The sequence below is a fragment of the Methylothermus subterraneus genome (assembly GCF_054656915.1).
This window is the reverse complement of record NZ_BAAHXK010000005.1, coordinates 38,539-61,228: the sequence shown is the minus strand read 5'-3', so window position 1 is coordinate 61,228 and position 22,690 is coordinate 38,539. Positions and strand designations below refer to the sequence as shown.

At 62.6% G+C, this 22,690-nt stretch carries 15 protein-coding genes; 5 read left to right on the top strand and 10 right to left on the bottom strand.

Features of this window, described 5'->3' with window-relative positions; all coding sequences use genetic code 11:
* Genes ACYQ3M_RS05825 through ACYQ3M_RS05810 form a run of 4 tightly spaced genes read right to left on the bottom strand, consistent with a single transcriptional unit; the run spans position 1 to position 6,598 of the window.
* Positions 1-1,017 (bottom strand): HlyD family secretion protein, encoded by a 1,017-nt coding sequence (locus tag ACYQ3M_RS05825; protein ID WP_460035124.1) that lies wholly within the window; start codon positions 1,015-1,017, stop codon positions 1-3.
* Positions 1,014-2,411, bottom strand: coding sequence for a TolC family outer membrane protein (locus ACYQ3M_RS05820; RefSeq protein ID WP_460035123.1), 1,398 nt, complete (start codon positions 2,409-2,411; stop codon positions 1,014-1,016). The genes ACYQ3M_RS05825 and ACYQ3M_RS05820 overlap by 4 nt, the downstream gene beginning before the upstream one ends.
* Before the next feature lie 4 nt (positions 2,412-2,415).
* Positions 2,416-5,532 (bottom strand): efflux RND transporter permease subunit, encoded by a 3,117-nt coding sequence (locus ACYQ3M_RS05815; protein WP_460035122.1) that lies wholly within the window; start codon positions 5,530-5,532, stop codon positions 2,416-2,418.
* A complete protein-coding gene (locus ACYQ3M_RS05810; protein WP_460035121.1) occupies positions 5,519-6,598 on the bottom strand; it encodes an efflux RND transporter periplasmic adaptor subunit in 1,080 nt (359 codons plus the stop codon). The genes ACYQ3M_RS05815 and ACYQ3M_RS05810 overlap by 14 nt, the downstream gene beginning before the upstream one ends.
* Positions 6,599-6,672: 74 nt before the next feature.
* On the opposite strand from ACYQ3M_RS05810, the gene ACYQ3M_RS05805 reads away from it, so the two are divergent.
* From ACYQ3M_RS05805 to ACYQ3M_RS05785, 5 genes are read left to right on the top strand one after another with little or no spacing between them, the layout of a single operon-like run.
* Positions 6,673-7,308 carry a TetR/AcrR family transcriptional regulator gene (locus ACYQ3M_RS05805; RefSeq protein WP_460035120.1) on the top strand — a complete coding sequence of 212 codons (636 nt, stop codon included), beginning with the start codon at positions 6,673-6,675 and terminating at the stop codon, positions 7,306-7,308.
* The gene (locus tag ACYQ3M_RS05800; RefSeq protein WP_460035119.1) at positions 7,295-8,314 is read left to right on the top strand and encodes an efflux RND transporter periplasmic adaptor subunit; all 1,020 of its coding nucleotides are present in this window, start codon (positions 7,295-7,297) and stop codon (positions 8,312-8,314) included. Before ACYQ3M_RS05805 ends, ACYQ3M_RS05800 begins: the two co-directional genes overlap by 14 nt.
* Positions 8,311-11,370 carry an efflux RND transporter permease subunit gene (locus ACYQ3M_RS05795; protein ID WP_460035118.1) on the top strand — a complete coding sequence of 1,020 codons (3,060 nt, stop codon included), beginning with the start codon at positions 8,311-8,313 and terminating at the stop codon, positions 11,368-11,370. The genes ACYQ3M_RS05800 and ACYQ3M_RS05795 overlap by 4 nt, the downstream gene beginning before the upstream one ends.
* 28 nt (positions 11,371-11,398) lie before the next feature.
* Positions 11,399-12,586: a glycoside hydrolase family 57 gene (locus ACYQ3M_RS05790; protein WP_460035117.1), complete on the top strand. Its 1,188-nt coding sequence runs from the start codon at positions 11,399-11,401 to the stop codon at positions 12,584-12,586.
* 9 nt (positions 12,587-12,595) lie between these two features.
* Complete coding sequence (locus ACYQ3M_RS05785) at positions 12,596-14,053, top strand: glycosyl hydrolase family 57 (protein WP_460035116.1); 1,458 nt, start codon at positions 12,596-12,598, stop codon at positions 14,051-14,053.
* A gap of 4 nt (positions 14,054-14,057) precedes the next feature.
* Here ACYQ3M_RS05785 and ACYQ3M_RS05780 read toward each other — a convergent pair whose 3' ends face one another.
* The 6 genes from ACYQ3M_RS05780 to ACYQ3M_RS05755 form a co-directional block, all read right to left on the bottom strand.
* Positions 14,058-14,570 (bottom strand): Slp family lipoprotein, encoded by a 513-nt coding sequence (locus ACYQ3M_RS05780; protein WP_460035115.1) that lies wholly within the window; start codon positions 14,568-14,570, stop codon positions 14,058-14,060.
* Between the two features lie 90 nt (positions 14,571-14,660).
* On the bottom strand, positions 14,661-15,413 hold the full coding sequence (locus ACYQ3M_RS05775; RefSeq protein ID WP_460035114.1) for a bifunctional enoyl-CoA hydratase/phosphate acetyltransferase: 753 nt from the start codon (positions 15,411-15,413) through the stop codon (positions 14,661-14,663).
* Positions 15,410-15,775 (bottom strand): carboxymuconolactone decarboxylase family protein, encoded by a 366-nt coding sequence (locus ACYQ3M_RS05770; RefSeq protein ID WP_460035113.1) that lies wholly within the window; start codon positions 15,773-15,775, stop codon positions 15,410-15,412. The genes ACYQ3M_RS05775 and ACYQ3M_RS05770 overlap by 4 nt, the downstream gene beginning before the upstream one ends.
* Positions 15,776-15,788: 13 nt before the next feature.
* Positions 15,789-18,152, bottom strand: coding sequence for a phosphoketolase family protein (locus ACYQ3M_RS05765; protein WP_460035112.1), 2,364 nt, complete (start codon positions 18,150-18,152; stop codon positions 15,789-15,791).
* 13 nt (positions 18,153-18,165) lie between these two features.
* The gene (locus tag ACYQ3M_RS05760; RefSeq protein ID WP_460035111.1) at positions 18,166-19,335 is read right to left on the bottom strand and encodes an acetate/propionate family kinase; all 1,170 of its coding nucleotides are present in this window, start codon (positions 19,333-19,335) and stop codon (positions 18,166-18,168) included.
* The gene (locus tag ACYQ3M_RS05755) at positions 19,332-22,631 is read right to left on the bottom strand and encodes a mechanosensitive ion channel domain-containing protein (RefSeq protein ID WP_460035110.1); all 3,300 of its coding nucleotides are present in this window, start codon (positions 22,629-22,631) and stop codon (positions 19,332-19,334) included. Before ACYQ3M_RS05755 ends, ACYQ3M_RS05760 begins: the two co-directional genes overlap by 4 nt.
* Positions 22,632-22,690 lie beyond the last annotated feature (59 nt).

Genomic DNA, 22,690 nt, shown 5'->3' with positions numbered 1-22,690 from the left:
TCAAGGCGCCTGGCAAGGGGAAGGGGGCGGGGGCAGCGGCTGGGACAACGGAATGCGCACCGTCACCGGCATCCCCAGGCGCAGCTCGCCTTCGGGATTGCACACGAACACCCGCGCCTGGTAGACGAGGTGGGTTCTTAGCTCCTCGGTCTCTACGTTTTTGGGGGTGAACTCGGCGCTCGGGGAGATGTAACCCACCCAAGCCGCATAGCGTTTGTTCGGGAAACTGTCGCTTTGGACCTGGGCGCGCATCCCCGGCTGGACCTTGCCCAGCTCGGTTTCGGCCAGGTACACCCTGGCCCATAAGGGATCGGTCAACGCCAGCGTGTAGATCGGGCGCTGCGGGGAGGCCTGATCGCCCGGCTCGAGCAGGCGGTTTTGCACGACGCCGGCGGCGGGCGCATAGAGCTTGGTGTCGGCCAGATTTTTCTTGGCCTGTTTGAGCTGCGCTTTGAGGGCGCGCAAACGCGCGCGCGCGGCGGCGATGTCCTCGCGGCGCGGCCCTTCCAGCGCCAGGCTAAAAGCCTCTTGCGCGGCCCGGCGGCGGGCGCGCGCGGCCTTTAGGCTGGCTTCGGCGCGATCGACCTCCGCCTGGGAGATGAGGCGTTTGGGCAAGAGCGCGCGCGCTCTTTGGGAGTTCAGCTCGGCCAAGGTTTCCTCGCTTTGGGCTTCGGCCAGAAGCGCCCTGGCGTGTTCGATTTCCTGCGGGCGGCTGCCGCGCTCGAGCTTTTCGACCAAAGCCCTCTGGGCGGCGATCTGCGCTTTTAGGTTTTCGACCTCGGCGGCAAAGCGCGTCGCTACGAGCTCGGCCATGAGATCGCCGGGATGGACGATATCGCCTTCCCAAAAATACATCTTGGCGATGCGCTCGGCCACGCCGGGAGCCAGATCGACCTGGCGCAGGTCGATGTTGCCGTACAACACAAGCTCCTTGGCGGTTTCCTCCTTAGGGCGGAAGGGAAGATAAGCGATGCCGGTCAAAACGAGGGCGAGCAACCCAACGAGAAAAAACCTCATTCTAGCGTCAAGGCGGTTTCGTCTTTAGGCAAAGTCAGATGGCGGTTCAATTCGATCAAGTCTTGCGGGCTCAAGGTGCCGGCCAGGCGCTTTAGCCTGAGGCTGGCCAGCACGTAATCGAGGCGCGCGTTTTGGTGGTCGCGCACGGCCAAGTAGAGGGCGCGCAAGGCGGCGAGCACGTCCACGAGGGTGCGCGTGCCGACCTCGTACCCGGCTTGGCTGGCCTTCAGTGAGGCGCGGTTGGAGAGCACCGCTTTGTGCGTGGCCTGGCTGCGGGCGATGGCCGTCATCACGTTGATGTATTCAGCGCGCGTGTTCTGCACGGTGGTGCGCACGGCCCCTAAAAGTTCTTCCTCGCTTTTGGCGTATTCGGCCAAAGCCTGGCGGCGGGCGGCGCCGATGGCTCCCCCGGCGAACAAAGGCAGGTTCAGGTTGAGCGATAACGCGCCCTGGTTAACGTTGCGCGGGAAGTTAAAATCGCGGCTGCCTCCCGCCGCCGGGGTGAGATTGTGAAAATCGTTTTCCGAGCGCGTCTCGCTGTAGCTTAGGTTGGCGGTGATCTTGGGCAGGTGCTCGGCGCTTGCGACGCGCGCGGTTTGCAGGGCCACCTCGCGGGCGAGGGCGGCGACTTTCAGGTCGTAGTTGTTCTGGCGGGCAAATTCAATCCACTTTTCCACTTCCTTCGGGTCGGGCGGGGCGATGGGATAGTCGTCTTTGAGCGCAAGCAGCGCTTCGTGAGACCGGCCGGTGAGAATGGAAAGCTGCTCTTTGGCGACCTGCAGCGCGCCTTCGTCGGCCAAGCGGGCGGCGACGGCCAGATCGAAGGCGGCTTCGGCTTCGCGCAGGTCGGTGATGGCCAAAAGCCCCACCTCAAAGCGCGCCTTGACCTGGGCCAACTGGCGCTCGGTGGCCCGCTCCTGGGCGCGCGAGGCGTTCAAATTGGCCTGGGCCTTGAGGACCGCAAGGTAGCTTTCGGCGACTTTCAGGATCAGCGCTTGGCTTTCGGCGGCAAAGCGCGCTTTGGCCTGCTCGGTCAACTCCTGGCCGCGCTTAAAGCGGAACCAGGCGGAAAGATCGAACACCGGCTGGGTCAGGCTCACGCCCCAGCTTTTGCTCTCGCTGCCGATGTCGGTGTTGCTGGGAAACAAAATCCCACCCGCCGGAAACTGGCCGCGGTTTTGGCTTTGGTTCAAGCCAAACCCCGCATTGACGTTGACCTTGGGCAGAAGCTCGGCGCGGCCTTTGATCTCCTCTTCTAGACCGGCGCGCAGGCTTGCCTGCGCGGCGCGAAAGCTCGGGTCGTTCTCTAAGGCGAGCTGGTAAACCGTGACCAGATCGTCGGCGCCTTGGGCTTGGAAGGCGAGCACGTAAAGCACTATCCACAGTCTGCGCATATTATTAAATCCTTACCGTCTTGCGTTCGACGAAGGCGCGCACCACCACGTAGAAGACCGGCGTGAAGAGCAAGCTAAGCAGCGTCACTCCCAACATGCCGCCGAACACGGCAGTGCCCAAGATCCTTCGCGCTTCGGCTCCTGGCCCCTGGGCCAAGGCGAGCGGCAGCACGCCCAAGATGAAGGTAAACGAGGTCATTAAGATGGGCCGCAGGCGAATTTTAGCCGCTTGAAGCGCTGCGTGCAGGCGATCTTGCCCTTGCTCTTGGCGGACCCTAGCGAACTCGACGATCAAGATCGCGTTTTTGGCCGCCAGTCCCACCAGGAGGATCAGGCCGATCTGAGTGAAGACGTTGTTTTCATAGCCTCGCAGGCCAACGGAAGCCAAAGCGGTCGTGACGCACAAAGGCGCGATCAGGATCACCGAAAAGGGCAGCGACCAGCTCTCGTATTGGGCGGCCAGCACCAAAAAGGCAAACAACACGCTCAAAGGGAAGACGAACAAGGCGGTGTTGCCGGAAAGCACCTCCTGCAGGCTCAGCTCCGTCCACTCAAAACCAAACCCCGGCGGCAGCACCTCGTGCGCCAGGCGGGTCAGCTTGGCGATGGCCTCGCCTGAACTCGTGCCAGGTAGGGTGGAGCCGTTGACCTCGGCGGCCAGATACAGGTTGTAACGGGTCAAAAGATCCGAACCTGCAAAGCGCTTGAGGTGGGCCAGCGAGCCGATGGGGATCATCGCCCCGGTTTGGCTTTTGACCTTAAGAGCCAAGACGTCTTCAGGACGCATGCGGAAATCGGCTCGCGCCTGCGCTAAGACCTGATAGGTACGGCCGAAGAGGTTGAAGTCGTTGACGTAGAGAGAGCCGAGGTAGGTCTGCAAGGTCGCAAACAGCTCTCCCAAAGGAACGCCCATGGCTTTGGCGCGCGTGCGGTCGAGCTCTAGGAAAAGCTGCGGCACGTCGGTTTGCAGAGGGGTAAAGACGCCGACTAGGCCGGGTTCGCGGTTGGCGGCGGCGACGAGCGCTTCGGTGGCGGCTTTGAGCGCTTTCACTCCCTGGCCGCCTAGATCCTGGACCATGAGCTTGAACCCGCCGACCCGGCTCATCCCGCGCACCGGCGGCGGAGTAAAGACCGCGACTTCGGCGGCTTGGATCTGCCCAAGGCGCTTTCTTAGCTCGTCGGCGACGGCGGCTGCCGGAAGCTCGGCGCGTTCTGAGAAAGGCTTAAGGCGCGCGAACAAGGTCGCCGCATACGGCTGCTGCACCCCGGTCAGAAAGGACCAGCCAACGTAGGCGAAAAGATGGGCCACGCCCGGGGTCGCGAGGGCGATTCGGGTGATCTCTTGCACCGCCTCGTCGGTGCGCGCCAGCGAGGCGCCGGCCGGCAGGCGAGCGATCAGGACCAGATAGCCTTGGTCTTGTTCGGGGATGAACCCTTTGGGCACGTGTTGCCAAAGACCTGCGCCCAAAGCGGCAAGCCCCAGGTAAACCCAAAGCATGACCGTGGACCTGCGCAAGAGGTGGGCCAAAAGGGCGAGATACCCTTGGCGGAACGCCGCCAGCGCGCGGTTGAACCAAGCAAAGAAAAACCCAAGCAGGCGGCCTTGGCGATCTTGCCGGCCAAGCCACAGGGCGCACAGGGCCGGGCTTAAAGTCAGAGAATTGAAGGTGGAGATCGCGGTCGAGGCGGTGACGGTCAGGGCAAACTCGCGGTAGAAACCCTGCGCGACGCCGGCGAGGAAGGCGGTAGGCAAAAACACCGCGATGAGCACTAAAGAGGTGGCGAGGATCGGGCCTGTCACCTCGTCCATGGCGCGTCTTGTGGCCGTGCGCGCGTCTTCGCCCAAGCTGAGGTGGCGCTCGACGTTTTCCACCACCACGATGGCGTCGTCCACCACCGTGCCGATGGCGAGCACCAGGCTAAGCAGCGATAAGGTGTTGAGCGAGGCACCAAAGGCGGCCATCGCCGCCAAGGTGCCGATCACCGACACCGGCACCGCCAGCAGCGGGATGAGGCTGGCGCGCCAGCTTTGCAAAAACACCAGCACCACCAGAGCGACCAAGACCACCGCCTCCACCAGGGTGCGGAATACCGCCTTGAGCGATTCTTCCACGAACACCACGGTGTCGTAGCCCAAGGTGTAGTCCAGTCCGGGCGGAAAGCGCTGTTTGAGTTTTTCCATCTGCGCCAGCACGGCTTTCTTGGTCTCTAGGGCGTTGGAGCCCGGCAATTGAAAGATGCCGATCCCGACGCTGGGTTGGCCGTCGAGGTAGAGCTTGGAGGCGTAATCGCGCGCGCCGAGCTCGACGGTGGCAAGATCGCCAAGGCGCACGACCTCGCCTTTTTCGCCGGTCTTGACGACGATGGCGGAAAACTCCGCCACGCTTTTGAGCCGGCCTTGGGTGAGGATGGCGTACTGAGAGTCGGCGGAACCTGAAAGGGGAGGCTTGCCGACCGCGCCGGCAGCCACTTCCACGTTTTGCTCGCGCACCGCGCGCACCACGTCCATGGGCGTAAGCTGGAAGTAGGCAAGCTTCTCCGGGTCGAGCCAGAGGCGCATGCTGTAGTCGCGGGCGCCGAAGATCGCCGCTTCCCCTACCCCCGCCTGGCGGGCGAGCACGTCGCGGATTTGGGTGAGGGCGTAGTTGCTCAAATAATCGCTGTCGTAGCGGCCGTCCGGGGAGATCAGGTTGATCACCAAGCTTAAATCGGGGCTGCGCTTTAGGACGCGGATCCCTTGCCGGCGCACTTCTTCCGGCAGTTTGGCGGTGGCCAGTTGAACCCGGTTTTGCACCAAAACTTGAGCTATGTCTACGTCGGTGCCGGGCGCGAAGGTGACCGTCAAGTTGAGCGAGCCGTCGTTGCCGGCGTTGGAGCTCATGTAGAGCATGCGCTCGACGCCGTTGATTTCCTGCTCCAAGGGCGTGGCCACCGTCTCCATCACCGTCTGCGCATCGGCGCCTGGAAAAAGGGCGCTGACGACGATGGTCGGCGGGGCCAGGGGCGGGTACTGGGTAAGCGGCAGGGCAAGGAGCGCCAAAAGCCCAAGCAGCACGATGACGATGGACAGGACCGCGGCGAAAACCGGCCGGTCGATGAAGAAGTGGCTAAAGCGTCCCATCGGCTTGGACCGCCATGCCCGGCTTGAGTTTGTGCCCGCCTTCGACGACCACGCGCGCGTTTGGCTCCAGTCCCTGGCGGATCACCCGTAGGCCGTCGACCTTGGGTCCCAGCTCAACGCGACGGAAAGCGACCGTATTGGCTTGTTCGACCACCCACACCCCGGTTTCGGCCAAGTGGCTCACCACCGCCCGTTCGGGCACCAAGAGCGCGGCTCTTGGCGCGCTGCGGTAAAGGCGCACGCGGGCAAAGAGTCCGGGCGCGAGGCGGCCTTCGGGGTTGGGAAGCACCGCCCGCAAGGTGCGCGTGCCCGAAGGCCAGTCGAGGCGCGGGGCGGCGTAATCCAGGCGCGCAGGATGGGGAAAACCTTCTTCCTCGGCCAACCCGACTTCAACCTTGGCCTGCAGCCGGTCGGGGACGCCAAGCGCTGCGCGCTCGTCGACGTCGAAATAGACGTATAGGGGATCGGTGCGCACGAGCACGGTGAGCACGGTGGCGTCGGCTCCGCCGCCTTTGACCAGATTGCCCACGGTCACCTGCTCGCGCCCGGCGATCCCAGCGATCGGGGCGCGCACCTCGGTGAACGAAAGATCCAATTGCCTGGCTTCAACTTCCGCCCGGGCCGCTTCCATCTCGGCTTCGGCGGCCAAGAACTCGGCGCGCTTTGCGTCGTAGTCTTCCTGGGCGATGAATTTCTGCGCCAGCAGGCGTTCGGCGCGTTTTAGATTGCTCGCCGCCAGCTCAAGCTGTGCCTTGGCCGCTTGCAGCTTGGCTTTGGCCTGGTTGAGGCGGATTTGAAAGGGCCTTGGGTCGATGACGAAGAGCAGGTCGCCAGCTTGGACCTTCTGCCCCGCCTGAAAACAGATCCGCTCCAAATAACCTTCCACGCGCGCGCGCACCTCGACCTGTTCGACCGCTTCCAGCCGCCCCGGGTACTCCTGCCACTCGGCCAGCTCGCGGACCACGGGCGTCTCGACCTGCACGCGGGGGGGAAGGGGGGCAGGCGGCGCCTCTTGGCGCGAGCACGCCAAAAGGCCAAGGACCCAGCCCCAAAGCACCCAGCGCATCTTTGCCCTACCTCGCGAAAAATAATAAAATAAGATAAGCTTTCTTTTCATTTTTTCCAAGGTTTTTGTACGCTATGCCCAGCCCCCGTCTTGGGCGCCCGCGCAAGGGCGAGGCCGCCCTGCGGCGCGATCTCCTGTTGGATGAGGCGCTGCGCTTGTTTGCCGAGCACGGCTATAGCGCGGTGAGCCTGGAGACCTTGGCGCGGTGCGCGCACGTCTCGCTGCGCACGATTTATCGCCAGTTCGGCGGCAAAGCCCAGCTTTTTGGCGCCGTGGTCCGCAGGATAAGCGATGAATTCGTCGCTCGTCTGCCGGCCGATGTGGACTGCCCGCTCGACGCGGCGCTCGAAAAATTCGGACAGCAGTTTTTGCGCCGCATCCTTCGCCCGGAGGTGCTAAAACTTCGCGCCCAGATTCTCGCCGAGGGCGGGCGTTTCCCCGAACTGGCTGCGGAGTTTTATCGCAACGGCCCAGGACGCACGCTCGCGCGCCTGGAGGAGTTTTTGAGCGCGCATCAGCGCGTGGGGCATTTATCAAAGAGCATGGAGGCTCGCTCGCTCGCTGGGCATTTTCTCAATCTTCTGCGCGGTCCGATCAACGAATTCGAACTCGGGATGAGGGCGCCGCCTTCCGAAGAGGAACTCAGAGCCTGGGTGGAGCAGGCAGTGGCGGTATTTTTGCGAGGATGCCAAGGGTATGCGCTGGATTAGCGGTCTGGGAGGCTTGCTTTGGCTCTTGCCGCTTTGGGCCGAGGAGGTGGTGTGGGAGCGTTACGGGGAACTGGCGGTCTATCCCGAACAGCGCGCCACCGCCTACGTGCAGGCGCTGGACAAAACGCGCTTGGCGGCTGAGGTGAGCGGCAAGGTCGAGAAGGTCGAGGTGCGCGAAGGCGATCGGGTCGAGGCCGGTCAAATCCTGGTGCAGCTCGAAGAGACGCCCTTGCGCTTGGCTTTAGAGCGTGCGCAGGCGGCTTTGGCCGCCGCGCAGACAAACCTCGAGGAGGCGCAAAGGCGGTACGCCCAAGCCCAGCGCTTGCGCGAGAAGGGCTTGATCGCGCGCGAAGACGCCGACGCGGCGCACGATCGGCTGGCGCTTCGGGCGCGCGAACTGGAAATCCAGCAGGCTGACCTGAAGGAGGCGGCTTGGCGGTTTGAGCACCGCTATGTGCGTGCGCCTTTTGCCGGTTTCGTCGTCTCCCGCAGCGTTAGCCCCGGCGATTGGGTAAATTTGGGGCAGAGTCTGATTCAGCTTATGGCCGAAGCGCGCGAGGCGGTGGCTTTTGTGCCGGCGGAGCTTTTGCCTCAGCTCAAAAGCGCCGATCGCCTCGATTTGCAAACCACCGACGGCCGGCGATACGCTCTTAGCTTTTTGCAGCATGTGCCGCAACGCGAGCTTAAGTCGCAGGAGGTCAAAGTGCGCTTGCGTTTCCAAGGCGAAGCGCCGGAAGCGGGGACGGCAGGGAGCCTGATCTGGCGCGATCTGCGCCCGCATCTTCCGGCAACGGCCTTGGCGAGCTTTCGCGGCACGCTCGGGGTATGGGTCAAGAAGGCAGACGCTTTGCCGTGCTTTTTGCCTTTACCGCAGGCGCAGCTTGGACGCACTTTGCCTTTGGCGCTGGATTTGGATGACTTGATCGCCGCGCGCGGTCACGCCGAGCTTGCGTGGTCGGTGGGTGAGGATCGGCCGGCGCCTTGGTGCACGCAGGAGCGGCGGTGAGCTGGTACGAGAAGCTGGTCGATAACGCGCCGTTGAGCAATCTTTGCTTCCTCATCGTGTTGGCGGTGGGGCTTTGGGTTTATCTGGAGTTGCCGCGGGCGCGCGACCCCGAAATCAACTTCAACTGGGTCAACATCTGGACGGCTTATCCGGGGGCGACGGCCGAGGACGTGGAGCGGGAGGTGACCTCCCCCTTGGAAGACGCTTTGCGCACCATCCCCGATATCCGCTATGTGGTCTCAAGCTCGCGCGAGGGGCGTTCTTCAATCTTGGTGCGCTTTGCGCGCATCGACGCGCGCACCTTCGATAAAAGGATAAACGACGTGCGCCGCGAGATTCTAAACCGGGCGGCCTCCGAGCTCCCCGAAGAGGCGCGCACCCCCAACATCGTCGAAATCACCTCCTCCAACGGCTTTCCAACCGCGATGCTGGCGCTTTACGGTCCGGTGGGGGGGGAGGTCCTGCGGGCGCAAACCTTTGCCCTAAAACGCGCTTTGGAGCGCGTAGAGGGGGTCGATCGCGTTTTGACCATCGGGTTTCAGGAACCTGAGATCCACGTCGAGTTCGACCCTTTCGCTCTGGCGGCGCAGGGCCTTGCCCCAACTCAGTTGGCCGATCAGATCGGCGCTTGGTATCGCGACGTCGTCGCCGGCCGTTTCCTGGCCGCCGGACGCGAATTTTTAGCCCGCTTCCAGGGGCGCTCGGAAGAGCCTCAAGAGATCGCCGAACTCCCTCTGGCGCTTGCCAGTCGCACTGTGCCGCTCAAGGAGCTGGCCAAGGTGCGCCTGACCACGGAACGGCCCGAGAGCCTGGCGCGTTATCGTGGCCAGCCGGCGGTGCTGTTGTCCATAACCAAAAAGGCCAACGCCAACACCCTGGATTTGGTGGCGCGCCTTGAGCGCTTCGCTGCCGAGCGCAACCCCATTTTGCAAACCTTAGGTCTAAAGCTGGCGTTGGTGGACGACCAGACCGACGAGACCCGCCGCGCCTTAAAGATCATGGAGTCGAACGCCTTGCTCGGCTTTGGGCTGGTGTTGGGTTTAGTGGGCATATTCCTGGGCTGGCGGCTTGGGCTTTTGGTCGCTTTGGGGTTGCCGTTTGCGCTGGCGGGGGCCTTTATCGGCGTGGCCCTGGGGGGCTCGACCCTCAACTTGAGCGTGCTTTTGGGGGTGGTGATCGCCCTGGGGATGCTGGTCGACGACGCCGTGGTCATCGTGGAGGCGGTTTATGACAAGCTGGTGCAGGGTTTGCCCCCCAGGCAGGCGGTGTTTCGCGGCGTGCAAGAAGTGGGAGCGCCGGTTCTGGCGTCGGTGCTGACGACGGTGGCGGCGTTCTTGCCGCTGATGCTGCTGCCCGGGGTCCTGGGCGAGTTTTTGAAGATCGTCCCCATGGTCGTCACCGTGGCTTTAGGGGTGAGTTTGATCGAGGCGTTTTGGATGCTGCCTAGCCACATCCTCGCCATGAGTTCTGCCTTTGACGCCCAGCCCCGCAGCTGGCGCGAGCGGATGGCGCGGAGGCTGCGCCGGATTTACGGCAAGCTTTTGGTGCGCAGCTTTCGCCGGCCGGGATGGACGGCCGGTTGGCTCGCTTTGCTGCTCGCCGCGGCCGGGGCGCTGCTGGCCCTCGGCCGGATCCCGGTGCAGTTTTTTGCCTTCGATACCATGCGCCTGTTTTATCTGCACGTCGACCTGCCCGTGGGCACGCCCTTGGCGCAGACTCTAGAGACGGTGGAAGAAGCCAGGCGCCGCGTGGAAGCTATCATCCCCGAGAGCGCGCTGCGCGCTGCGACGGCGGTGGCGGGAATAAAGTTTACCCAGGTGGAGCCGCTCTACGGCGAGCACCTGGGGCAGGTGATCGTGTCCTTGTGGCCGCGCGCGGAGAACGAACCGACGACCGAGGAGTGGGTGGACAGGCTGCGTCCCAAGCTGGAGGAGCTGGCCAAGCAGGCCAAGATCTCGTTTCTGATCGTCCAGGGCGGACCCCCTGCCGAGCGCCCCATTAACGTGAAGGTCAAATCGGAAGATTTGCTCCAGCTCGATGCCGCGGTGACGCAAGTGCGGCAGATCCTCGCGGCGATCCCGGGCGTGCGCGATATCAGCGACGATCGCAGCCCGGGGCGGCCGACCTTGACGTTTCGCCTCGACCGCGAGGCCTTGGCGCGCTCAGGCGTCGACGCGCGCGAAGTTTGGCGCACCGTGCGCCTGTTGGGGGAAGGGGAGTGGATAGGCGCGACGCGGCGGGGGGGTGAGGCGCTCGATTTGATCTTGCGCGCTTCCCCTAAGGCGTTTGCCGATCCTTACGATTGGTTGCGGCTCAAGGTGGTGAGCCGCGATGGTCGGGGAATTCCTTTGGGGGCGTTGGTGCACGCCGAGCTCAGCCCTCAAGAAGGCTACATCCGGCATTATCAGTTCGTGCGCGCGGTGACGGTGGAGGCCGACATCGACCGCGCGCGCATCAATCCCGAGCAGGCCAACGCGAAGCTTTTGGCCGCCTGGCAACAGGTCGCGGCGCGGTACCCGAACGTCGAGCTCGATCTTACCGGGGAGCTGGACGACATTCGCGAGAGTTTAAGCGCGCTGCGGCGCATTTTCCTCTTGGGGGTGGCGCTCATCTATCTGATCCTGGCGGCGCAGTTTCGGAGCTACTTCCAACCGCTGTTGGTTTTGACCGCCTTGCCCTTGGCGATCGCCGGGGTGTTGCTGGGTTTGGTGGTTTCCGGTTTGCCGCTATCGCTTTATACCCTCTACGGCGTGGTCGCCTTGACCGGCATCGCGGTCAATTCGGCGATCGTGCTGGTGGCCGCGGCCAACGACCGCATCGCGCTCGGCATGAGTCCTTTGCACGCGGCGATTTACGCGGCCCGCCGCCGCCTGATCCCGATCCTCATCACTTCCGGCACGACCATTGCTGGGCTATTGTCCTTGGCTTTGGGGGTGGGAGGCCAATCCCTGTTGTGGGGGCCGGTGGCGTCGAGCATCGTTTGGGGTTTGGGCTTTTCGACCCTCTTGACCCTCTGGGTGATGCCGCTGTTGTTGCGCCTGAGCCTGAGGCGTTAGAATGGCCTTAAAACTCGAGGCCTAAATCATGCGCCCGACTTACCACGCTTTGGTCTTGAATCTGCACCAGCCGGCCGGGAACCTACAGGAATTGTGGGAGAAGAACCCTTGGGAGGCCAAGGAAATTTTATTCGCCTTGGATCGCATCCCGCGTAGCCTGTGGGGCTACGAGGACATCGCCCGCGTGCACCTTGCGCTTTCGGGGACTTTGCTTGAGACCTTGGCCGATCCGGCCTTTCAGGCGATGGTGTACGGCACGGTGGATGTCGGTTCGCTGCTTTGGTATTACCAAAACACCGCGCTGTTTGAGATCCTAGGGACCGCCTACTACCATCCGGTCTTGCCGCTGATTCCGCCAGAGGACTGGAGCGAGCAGCTTAGCCGCTGGCTAGGGATCGGCCGGCACCTGTTCTGGCGCGAAAACTTCCAAGGGTTTTGGCCGCCGGAGATGGGGTTCTGCATGGAGCTCATCCCGCTGCTCAAAGCCCTCGGTTATCGCTACGTGCTCGTCGACAGCGAACACGTCGAGCCGGTCACGCCCATGGATTGGCCCAAGCTGTTGTACCGTCCGCACGTGGCCTGCTACGGCGGGGCGGAGATCGTCGTGATCGTACGCGACCGCGACCTCTCTAATGCCCAGGAGTCCGGGATGGAGCCGGAGTGGTTCTGCCGCGAGGTGGAGGAGCGCACGCGCTGGTGCGACGCCCCGCCGCTAGTGACCACCTGTACCGACGGCGACAACGGCGGCTGGTTCCGCAACGTCACTTACGGGGCCAACTTTTGGACGGCGTTTTATGTGCCGCTGCTCGAGCGGGCGCGCGGCGATTGTGCCGTCCCGCGGCCCGTTTTCATCCATGAGTATCTGGATCGCTACGGCGTCCACGGCGAAGTCCAGGTCCACACCGGAGCCTGGAACACCGGTTGGCATCACGGCCGCGGCTTTATCCAATGGACCGGATCGCAGCGGCAAAAGGACGGGCTGCGCGCGATCTGGAAGCTGAGCCAACGCGTGCACGCGCTGCGCCGGCGCGCTAACGAGCTCGGCCGCCGGGAAATGGAATTTCAGAACCTGCTGGAACAGGCGCTGTGGCGCCTGCTGCGCGCCGAGACCAGCTGCAATTTCTTCTGGGGCGAGGCCTGGGTGGAACGCGCCGAGCGCGATCTGGAAGCGGCCCGAACAAGCCTTGAAGCGGCCGAACGGTATTTACAGAGTTGAGGAGGAGCCATGAGCGAGCCACTGCCGGAGATCGTCGACGGTTTGCCGAACCTTTGCGGCCACGAAGCCTTGATCCAGGCCGCCTTACAAAACAGCCAAGAGCCTTTGTATCTGGGCCAAAGCGGGGTCGATTTCGAGCGGATCGAAAGCGCGTTTGCCATCGCCTTGCACATGCACCAGCCGCTGATTCCCGCCGGCGGAGAAAACCTTCAAAGCGCAGAAATCATCAGCAACCTACAGTACATGATGGAACACCCAGGGATCGGCGACAACCACAACGCGCCGGTGTTTCATTGGTGCTACAAGCGCATGGGCGAGTTTATCCCCCAGCTTGAACACGAGGGCAGGCAACCGCGGACGGGACTGGATTATTCCGGCACCTTGCTCTATGGGCTGCGCAAGATGGGACTCGATGACGTGTTCGACGCCTTGAAGCGTTTGGCTCACGACTTTCCTTATGCGGCCGAGTGGCTCGGCACCGCCTGGGGGCACGCGGTCGCCCCCTCGACCCCGGTGCAGGATTTCCGCCTCAACGTGCGCGCTTGGCAGCATCACTTTGCCGCAATCTTCGGTCTGGAAACCTTAGCGCGGGTGCGGGGGTTTTCGCCTCCCGAGATGGCGCTTCCCAACCACCCGGACGTAGCTTACGAGTTCGTTCGGACCTTGCGCGATTGCGGGTATCGGTGGGTGCTGGTGCAGGAACACACAGTCGAACAGCCCGAGACCGGGCATTTTCCGGTGCACAAGCACCTTCCTCACCGCTTGGTGTGCCGCAACTGCCAAGGTGAAACCGCCGAGATCATCGCCATCCTCAAAACGCAAGGCAGCGACACCAAACTGGTGGCGCAGATGCAGCCGTACTACGAGGCCCAAGGGCTGACCCGCCAGGAGTTGGCTGGGCGCAAGGTGCCGCCTTTGGTCACCCAGATCGCCGACGGCGAAAACGGCGGGGTGATGATGAACGAGTTTCCGCCCAAATACCTGGAGGTGGTGCGCGCCTGTTCCGGGACCCGCACGCCCATCGTCAACGTGAGCGAGTACTTAGAGTACCTTTTTTCCTTAGGCATCACCGAACACGACCTGCCGGTGCTGCAGCCTAGGCACCAAAAGCTTCTGTGGGAGCATTTCCAACCCGGCGACGGCCACGAGCGGCTTGCCCAGGTGATCGAGCGCCTGCGCCACCAGCACCACGGTTTTCACATGGAAGGCGGCAGTTGGACCAACGACATCTCCTGGGTGCGCGGCTACGAGTCTTTGCTCAAGCCCATGGACGAGGTCAGCGCTCTGTTCTACGAAAAAGTGATCGAGGCCGGGGTTCCCACCAGCGATCCCCGCTACCGCAATGCCCTGTTCCACCTCTTGGTGTGCCAGACCAGCTGCTTCCGCTACTGGGGACAAGGGATCTGGGTAGACTACGGGCGGGAGCTGTGCCGGCGCGCGCGGGAGATTCTCGAGCGCGATTTTTAAGCGCTTACCACCAGTATCCTGGCCAGTAGCGGTAGTACAGGGGGTAAGGGTAATACCACCAGTAAGGATAATAAACCGGCGCCTGGATTTTTTCTCGCTTTGGCCACAGGTGCCAGCGCTCGGCGTGGACCTCGGGCAGCTCGACTTTGCGCTTGCCGATGGTGCGCTCGATCGTTCCTGTGATCTGGCCCACCACGGTGATCTCGCGGTCGCGCGTGTAGATGGCCGGATCCAAGAAGCGATCGGTGCGGATCAAAAAGCGGCCGGTAGGGTCGGCGTCCTCTTGCGGGCGGCCTATCCGGTCCAAAGGTTTGGCCAAAACCTGGATCCAGGTGGCGTCGGGTTCGTTTTCCACCACCAAAATCACCCCCCCTAAGCGTACCGTGCGGCCTTTCCAGGCGTCTGGTTGGGCGCTGACCTGGGCTAAACTGGGCGTTTCGGCCACCCCTTGAAGCTCGGGCGGCATGCTGGCGCAGCCCGACAGCAGTACAGCCAACAGCGAAAAAAGCAGTTTCATGACGGCTCACCTTGAACTTCCACCGCGCAGTCAAATATAGCCTAACGATGGGTCAAAAGCACGGCGATGGCGCACGAAGCCAGCCGCCCTTTAGGCGGGTCGGAGCGCGAAGGGAGGACGATGGGCACCGATGTCGACCTCGCCGGCCACCTCGCTGGCGATTCCCTTGATGCGCGCGGCGTCTTTGGAAATGGCGTTGTCAAACGCCAGTGGTCCGTCGACGATCGCGCCTTGAATCTGACCCTGCTGCGCCATCTTGCTCAGGCAGGCGGCGTCGATGCTCGAAGGGATTTCGGGCTTGACGATCTCCACCGACGACAAAGCCGCCACTTTGGGCTGGGAGACGCCTAAAAGGTGCGCCAAGTCCACCGCGTTCTGCACGATCGCCGCTTTCTGTTTTAAGTCGGGGGCAATGTGGATCGCCGCGTCGGTCACGTACAGGAGTTTAGGGTAGGTGGGAAGTTCGGCTAAGAACACGTGGCTGACGCGGCGCTCGGTACGCAGGTGAGCGAGCACCGGGTGCATGAGCACGTCGGTGTGGACCCAACCTTTCATCAAGCCCAAAGCCTTGCCGCTCAAGACCTGCTCGACGCCTTTTTGCGCTGCGTCCTCCTCCCCTTCGGCCGCCACGATGGGCACGCCCTGCAAGTCGTAGCCGAGCTCTCGGGCGAGCGCGGCGATGCGTGAGGGATTGCCGACCAGAATCGGAACGATCAACCCCGTCTGCGCGGCTTCCCACGCGCCTTGCAGCACGTACGTTTCCGCCGCGTCGACCACCGCCATCGGCAGCGGCGGATGAGTGCGAGCGCGGGCGATGAGGGAATCGAGGGTGATGGCGGTCATGGCGCGTTTGCAGGACTTTCCCCCGCGTACAGGTCCAACGCTTCGAGCAAGGGGGTCATGTACATCAGCGCCGGTCCGCCATGCATGATCACCGCCATGAACCCGGCTTCGACGATCTCGTCGCGGCTGGCGCCGGCCTGGATTGCGCTTTTGACGTGGACGCCGATGCACCAATCGCATTGGCTGGCCACCGCCAGGGCGACGTTGATCAGCTCCTTGTGCTTGCGGCTCAAGGCCGCGCCCGATTCGGCTTTTTGAAAGAAATAGGAAAACGCCTGGGTCTCGGTGGGGTATTGCTGGCGCAGGGTCTGGAGGGCCTGGTGCATTCTGGCCATTTTGGCCGCGAGCGGGTTTTGCGACATCGCTTGTGCTCCTTTAATAAGGCCACTGCCAGTTTAAAACTTCCGGCAAGTCTTGACCAGTGCGTTCGATGTGGCGTTGGTGCTCGATCAAGCGGTCGCGCAGCCTCTGCTTGAGATGGGCGGCTTGGTAGCCCAACTTGGGCACGCGGTCGATGACGTCCATGACTAAGTGAAAGCGATCGATTTGGTTGCGCACCGCCATGTCGAAGGGCGTGGTGGTCGTGCCTTCCTCTTTGTAGCCGCGCACGTGGAGGTTTTTATGGTTGGTGCGGCGGTACGCCAGGCGGTGGATCAACCAGGGATAGCCGTGGTAGGCGAAGACGATGGGCTTAGCGGTGGTAAACAGGGTGTCGAAATCCTTGTGCGGTAGGCCGTTGGGGTGCTCTTCGGGAGGCGTTAAGGTCATCAGGTCCACCACGTTGACGACCCGCACTTTGAGCTGCGGCAGGTGTTGGCGGATCAGGTCGACTGCCGCCAAGGTTTCCAGAGTGGGGACGTCGCCGCAGCAGGCCAGCACCACGTCGGGCTCTCCGTCTTGGTCGTTGCTCGCCCACTCGAGGAGGCCGATACCGGCGGTGCAGTGACGGATCGCCGCGTCCATGTTCAGCCATTGAGGTTGAAGCTGTTTGCCGGCCACGATCACGTTGATCCGATCGCGGCTGCGCAGCACCAGATCGGTGAGGTACAGCAGGCAGTTGGCATCGGGCGGAAAATAGACGCGGACGTGGGCCGATTTTTTGTTGACCACCAGGTCGATAAAACCGGGATCCTGATGGGTGAAACCGTTGTGGTCCTGACGCCAGACGTGGGAGGTGAGCAGATAGTTGAGGGAGGCGATGGGCCTTCGCCAAGAAACGCGGCTGGCCGACTGCAGCCACTTGGCGTGCTGGTTGAACATCGAATCGACGATGTGGATGAAGGCTTCGTAGGAAGCGAACAATCCGTGGCGGCCGGTGAGCAGGTAGCCTTCCAGCCAGCCCTGGCAGGTGTGCTCGGAGAGGATTTCCATCACCCGCCCTTCAGGCGAGAGGTGTTCGTCGCCGCCTAAGCGTTCGCCTAGCCAGACCCGGTCGGTGGCCTCGAACACGGCGTCTAAGCGGTTGGAAGCGATCTCATCCGGTCCCAGCAGGCGAAAGTTTTTGAGGTCGGCGTTTTGACGGATCACATCGCGCAAGAATTTTCCCATCTCCCGCGTCGCCTCGGCCTGCGTTGCCCCTGGCTTAGGCACGGGAACCGCATAGGCGGTAAAATCGGGCAGGCGCAGGTCTTTGAGGAGCACGCCGCCGTTGGCGTGCGGATTGGCGCCCAGGCGCTTTTCGCCTTTGGGGACCTGCGCGCGCAGCTCCGGGCGTAGGGAACCGCGTTCGTCAAACAGCTCTTCGGGCCGATAGCTCCTGAGCCAGGTCTCGAGTTGCGCAAGGCGCTCGGGGTGTTGATGAAGATCGGAGAGCGGCACCTGGTGCGAACGCCAATGGTTTTCCACCGCTTGACCGTCGACCGTTTTGGGACCGGTCCAACCTTTGGGGGTTTTGAGCACGATCAGCGGCCAAAGCGGCCGGGCAACTTGTCCACCAGATCGGGCCTGGCGTTGAATCGCCAAGATGGCCAACAACGCCTGGTCGAGCGCGGCGGCAAACGCCTGATGGACCAAGGCAGGGTCTTGGCCTTCGACGAAGTAGGGCTTATAGCCGTAGCCTTGCAAGAGCCGATGCAGCTCCTCTTTAGGAATCCGGGCCAGCACCGTGGGGTTGGCGATCTTGTAGCCGTTGAGGTGGAGGATAGGCAGCACCGCCCCGTCGGTCTTGGGGTTTAGGAACTTGTTACTGTGCCAGGCCGCGGCCAAGGGGCCGGTCTCGGCTTCGCCGTCGCCGATCACGCAGCACACCAAAAGGTCGGGATTGTCGAACGCAGCGCCGAACGCGTGCGCGAGCACATAGCCGAGTTCTCCGCCTTCGTGGATGGAGCCGGGCACGTGGGGATCGCAGTGGCTGGGGACCCCGCCGGGGAAAGAAAACTGGCGAAAGAAATTGCGTAGCCCTTCGGCGTCCTGGGTGATCGCCGGATAAAACTCGCTGTAGGTGCCTTCCAGATAGACGTTGGCGAGCACCGCCGCCGCCCCGTGCCCTGGGCCGCAGAGCAAGATGGCGTTGAGGTCGTGGCGGCAGATGGCGCGGTTGAGCTGCGCGTAGATCAGGTTCAGACCGGGGCAAGTCCCCCAGTGGCCGAGCAGGCGGGGTTTGACGTGCTTAGGTTGCAGTGGTTCGGCGAGCAAAGGATTGTCGAGCAGGTAGATTTGGCCGACGGTGAGATAATTGGCGGCGCGCCAGTAGGCGAGGAGGGTTTCTAGTTCTTGTGCGGTCAGGGCAGGCTGGGTCATAGGCGGTCTCCGTTTAAATGAATTGGAGGAGAATCTCGGCGATCTCGCGTTCTTCGTCGGTCGCGATCACCAAAATCGGAATGGTAGCCTTTTTGGATTGAATTTCTATGACCTCGGCGCGCGGTTGGCGGTTCTTATCTGGATCGACGGCGATCCCGAGGCGCTCCAAGCCGGACAGGCTTTCCTCGCGCACTTTGGGGTCGTTCTCGCCGATCCCGCCGGTGAAGATCACCGCGTCGGCCCCGCCCAAGACCGCCAGATACGCGCCCAGGTACTTCTTGATGCGGTAGCAAAACACCCGAAACGCCAGTACGGCGCGCTCGTCGCCCTGCGTGATGGCTTGGTGCACCTGCCGCATGTCGCGGTGGCCGCAAAGGCCCAAAAGGCCGCTTTGTTCGTTTAAGGCGTGCTCTAGCGCTTCGCTCGCAAAAGAGCGTCGGCGCAGCACGTGCAGCAAGACGCCCGGGTCGAGATCGCCGCAGCGCGTGCCCATTACCAGGCCTTCCAAGGGGGTAAATCCCATCGAGGTATCGACGCTTTGCCCGCCTGAGATGGCGCAGGCGGAAGCGCCGCTGCCCAGATGGAAGCTGATGAGCTTGAGTGAGCTTAAGGGTTTTCCCAAGTAGAGGGCGGCGCGCTTGGCGACGTAAGCGTGGGACAGGCCGTGGAAGCCGTAGCGGCGGATTTTCAAGTCCGCGTACCAGCTTTGCGGGACCGCGTAAGCGTAGGCCCAAGGCGGCAGCGTGTGATGAAAGGCCGTGTCAAACGCGGCTACTTGCACCGCTTGCGGCCAGAGCAGGCGCGCTAGGCGGATGCCCTCGAGGTTGGCCGGGTTGTGAAGCGGTGCTAAGGACAGGGTTTGCTCAAGAGCGGCAAGGACCGCTTCGTCGATCACCGCCGGAGATTGAAAGCGCTCGCCGCCGTGGACCACGCGATGGCCTACGGCTTCTGGCGCAGGAAAGCCTTCGCGCGCTGCCAATTGGGCGATGGTTTTCAAGGCCTGCCAGTAATCGCATCCCGGACAGGCGAGGTCTTTTTTGCCGTCCGCTTTTTCTAAGATCAGGCGCGCCGCCTGGGTGCCAATTGCCTCCACTTGCCCATACACTGCTTTGGTCAAAGGCGAGGCGCGGAAACCGGCGAACTTGATCGAGGAGCTGCCGCAGTTGAGTACTAATAGGTTCATGAGGGAACGATTTTGACTTCCAAAGGTTGGGGGGTGTCCAAGTGAACGTCGCGCTGCGGGAACGCGATGGCGATGCCGGCGGCGTTGAGCTTGGCGTAGATGGCCTGGTGGAGGTCGGTGATGGTGGCCAGGCGGTTGTCGAGCGCGCCCAAATAGGCTCTGAGCACTAACAGCAGGGCGTTGTCGCCGAACCCCTCGAAACTGACCAGCGGCTTGGGATCGGCGAGGACTTCGGGGTGTTCTGCGGCCGCCTCGGCGATCAGCCGCATGGCGTAAGCGACGTCCGAGCCGTAGGCGATCCCTACTTCGATCCGCACCCGGTTGATGGTGTCGGTCAGGGTCCAGTTGATGAACTCGCCGGTGATGAAGTTTTTGTTGGGGATGATGAGTTCCTGCCGGTCCCAGTTGAGAATGGTGGTGGCGCGGATGCGGATTTTGGAAACCGTGCCGGTGACGTTGCCTACGGTCACCAGATCGCCGACGCGGATCGGGCGCTCAAACAGCAAAATCAGGCCGCTGATGAAGTTGGCTACCACTTCTTGCAGGCCAAACCCAACACCCACCGACAAGGCGGCGACCAACCACTGGATGTCCGTCCATTGCACTCCCAGCGAAGAAAAGATCAGGTAAACCCCGACGGCCGCGATCAGGTATTGGGTCAGCGCGCTCCAGGCGTAACGCGCGCCTTTTTCCATGGGCAGGCGCTGCAGGAGCGCAAACTCCAACAGCCCAGGCAAATTTTTCGCCGCCAGTACGGTCAAAACGCCGAGGAACACTCCGGTGACCACGTCGGCCAAGGTCAAGGGAACCTCCTTGGCGACTCCGCCCACCGTTTTGGTGGTCGTCATCGGCAGAGTGATGTTTTCCAAGAAGGCGACCGCCGGCACCGCGTCCTTCCAGATCAGCCACAAGCCGCCGAGCGCGGCGAAGAAAAAGCCGATCCGGAACAGGCGTCGGGTCTGTTCGCTCAGGCGGCCGAAATCGACTTCCGGCTCTTCCACCGGCGGCAGCTCGGTTTGGGTTTTGGCGGCTTTGAGTTCCTCCCGTCGGCGCAGGATTTCCTGATAGCGCAGCCGCCTTTCCGCGGCGTACAGCCAGCGTAGGAGGAAGTCTTTGACCAGCATCAAAGCGACGAAATACCCGAAGGTTTTGGAAAGAAGGGCGGCCAAATAAAGGGCCGCGTAGTAATAGCCTGCTACTGCGCCCAAAGCCAGCGCAATCGGTCCGAGCACGATCGCCGGAAACCACAGGGGATGGTAGCTGACGACCCAGCTGGGCTTGACGGTGGCCAGTTCGGAGAGAATCCGCCCGTTGCGGCGCCATAGGCGGTAGTTGAGCGCGCTTGTGGTGAGCATCAACAAAACGAAAGTCCAGCGGCCGATGCCCAATGAAGGCGGCGTCAGCGCCATCCCGCCGCTGGCGGCGATCACGAAGCCTGAGGTGACCGCCAGGGGAGTAAACCAAAAGAGCTGGCGCCAAAGCTGCTCGCGCGTCGCAGCGAGCCAGCGCAGATGGCGATGCGCGAGCCCTTCCGGTCGGCAGATCTGGCGCAGCAGGCCAAGCACGGCGGCCGCTTTGCCGGCGGCAAGCAGGCCTTGGGCCAGAGCGCTTAGCGGATCGTCCAAAGCCGCTTTGGGCTTTAAGATGAAGCCCATGCCGAAGAGCAAAAGCGGTGCCGGAGCGGCTAAAAGCGCGGTGTCTGCCAACGCGCGCAGGGTGTTGCGAAAGTTGTCGGTGCGAATGCTGCGCGTGCGCTGGGCAAGTTCTTCCAGATCGCGCCGAATCCGCGCGCGGAAAGCGAAAAGCGCGGCGGTGCCGATGAGGAGCAGGGCAGGCAGGATCGGTTCGGCGGCGATCTTCTTCAAGACCAGAGCCCCCGTTTCCCGGAGCGCTTTGGAAGTTAAGAAAGCGAGGGGGTTAAAAGACCCTAAGCCGCCGCGGTAGCGCACCCACAATAGCTTTTGTTCGATGTAGCCGCGGTAGGATTTGGTCAGTTGGGTTAACTGGTTTTCGATCGCCTCCAACTCCGACAGCGCGCTCAAGAATCGGGTGTATTCTTGCTGCAGGTTTTTGAGGGCTTCGCGGCGGTTTTGCAACGCGACTTGCCACTGCAATTTTAAGACCGCGCGGCGGGCTTCGCTGGTTGCGGCGGGGAGCTTTCGGATTTTGGTCTCGATCAGCCGGTTTGGGTCGCCGAGCTGGCGTAAGTCTTCTTCGATCTCGAACCGGCGGGTGATGGCCCGTTCCAGTTGGGTCTGGCGAGCTTGCGCTTCCTGGCGGAAAGCGGTCAGCGAAGGCAGATTTCTGAGGCGCCGCAGCAACAGGCGGGCGATGGCCTCGTCCGTGCCGGCGATGGCGATGGCCTGCTGGATTTTGTCAAAGTCGTCCTGCAGGCTGTCGAGCTGCTGTTTGAGCTGTTGGGCGTTTTGCTTGAGCTTGGCGCTCTCCTCAAGGAGCTTCTCGAGCTCGCTCCAGAGCGAGAGGTTGGTTTCTAGGTCTTCTCTTATTTCCGGTTCGGCGGCTTCGAGCGCCAATTTGGCTTCACCCGCCCCGCTTAAGACCTGGCGTTCGCGGGCCGATTGGATGGCTTGGCGGAGGCGCTCGGCGCGGGATTGACGCGCGGCTACCTGGAGCGCGAGCAGGTCGCGCTCGGCGCGGCGCAGCTCGGTGAGGATCGCCAAGTTGGCCTGGCGCAGGCGTAAGTATTCGAGTTCCGCTTGCAGCCAGATCCGGCGAGCTTCGAGGGAAAGGCGGCGGGCGCGGTCCAACGGGGTTTGCGGGCTGTCTGCGACCGCCTTGAGCTCGGATGTCACTTCGGTCAACTCTTGCTCCAAGGTGGCGATCTGCGGCCCGGAAGTGGTGGCTGCCGCCAGCAGCTCGGTCAGTTCGCGTTCCTTTTGCTCGAGTACGCTTTGGTCTTTGCTTAACGCGCTTTCTTCGGCAGCGCGCTGGATTTCCAGCCATTCCAATGGGCGGCTGAGGTCGAGCAGGGGCAGATCTTGCGCGATTTTGTCCGGCTGCTTGAGAAGTTTTTGGATTTCCTTGAGGCGTTTTGGGGCTTCTTGTACCGCTTGCTCGATCGCTTGCCGGGCGCTTTGAGCCGCTTGCGCCTGGCGTAGCGATTGACTTGCCTGCCCGAGCAGGTCGAGCGCTTTTTTGCGCTGTTCTTCAGGAAGATTGGCCGCTTCTAGGGTTTTTTGCTCTTGTTGCAGCAGCGCTTCGTTCAGTGCCTCGTCTGCCGCAGGCGCCGGCAGCGCGAGCCACAGCAAGACCCAAAAGAAAAAGAGACGACGCATTTCGTTGCCCATCCTAGCAGCTTGTCTGAAGGCAAACAAGTTTAGAGCCTAAGCGTTTG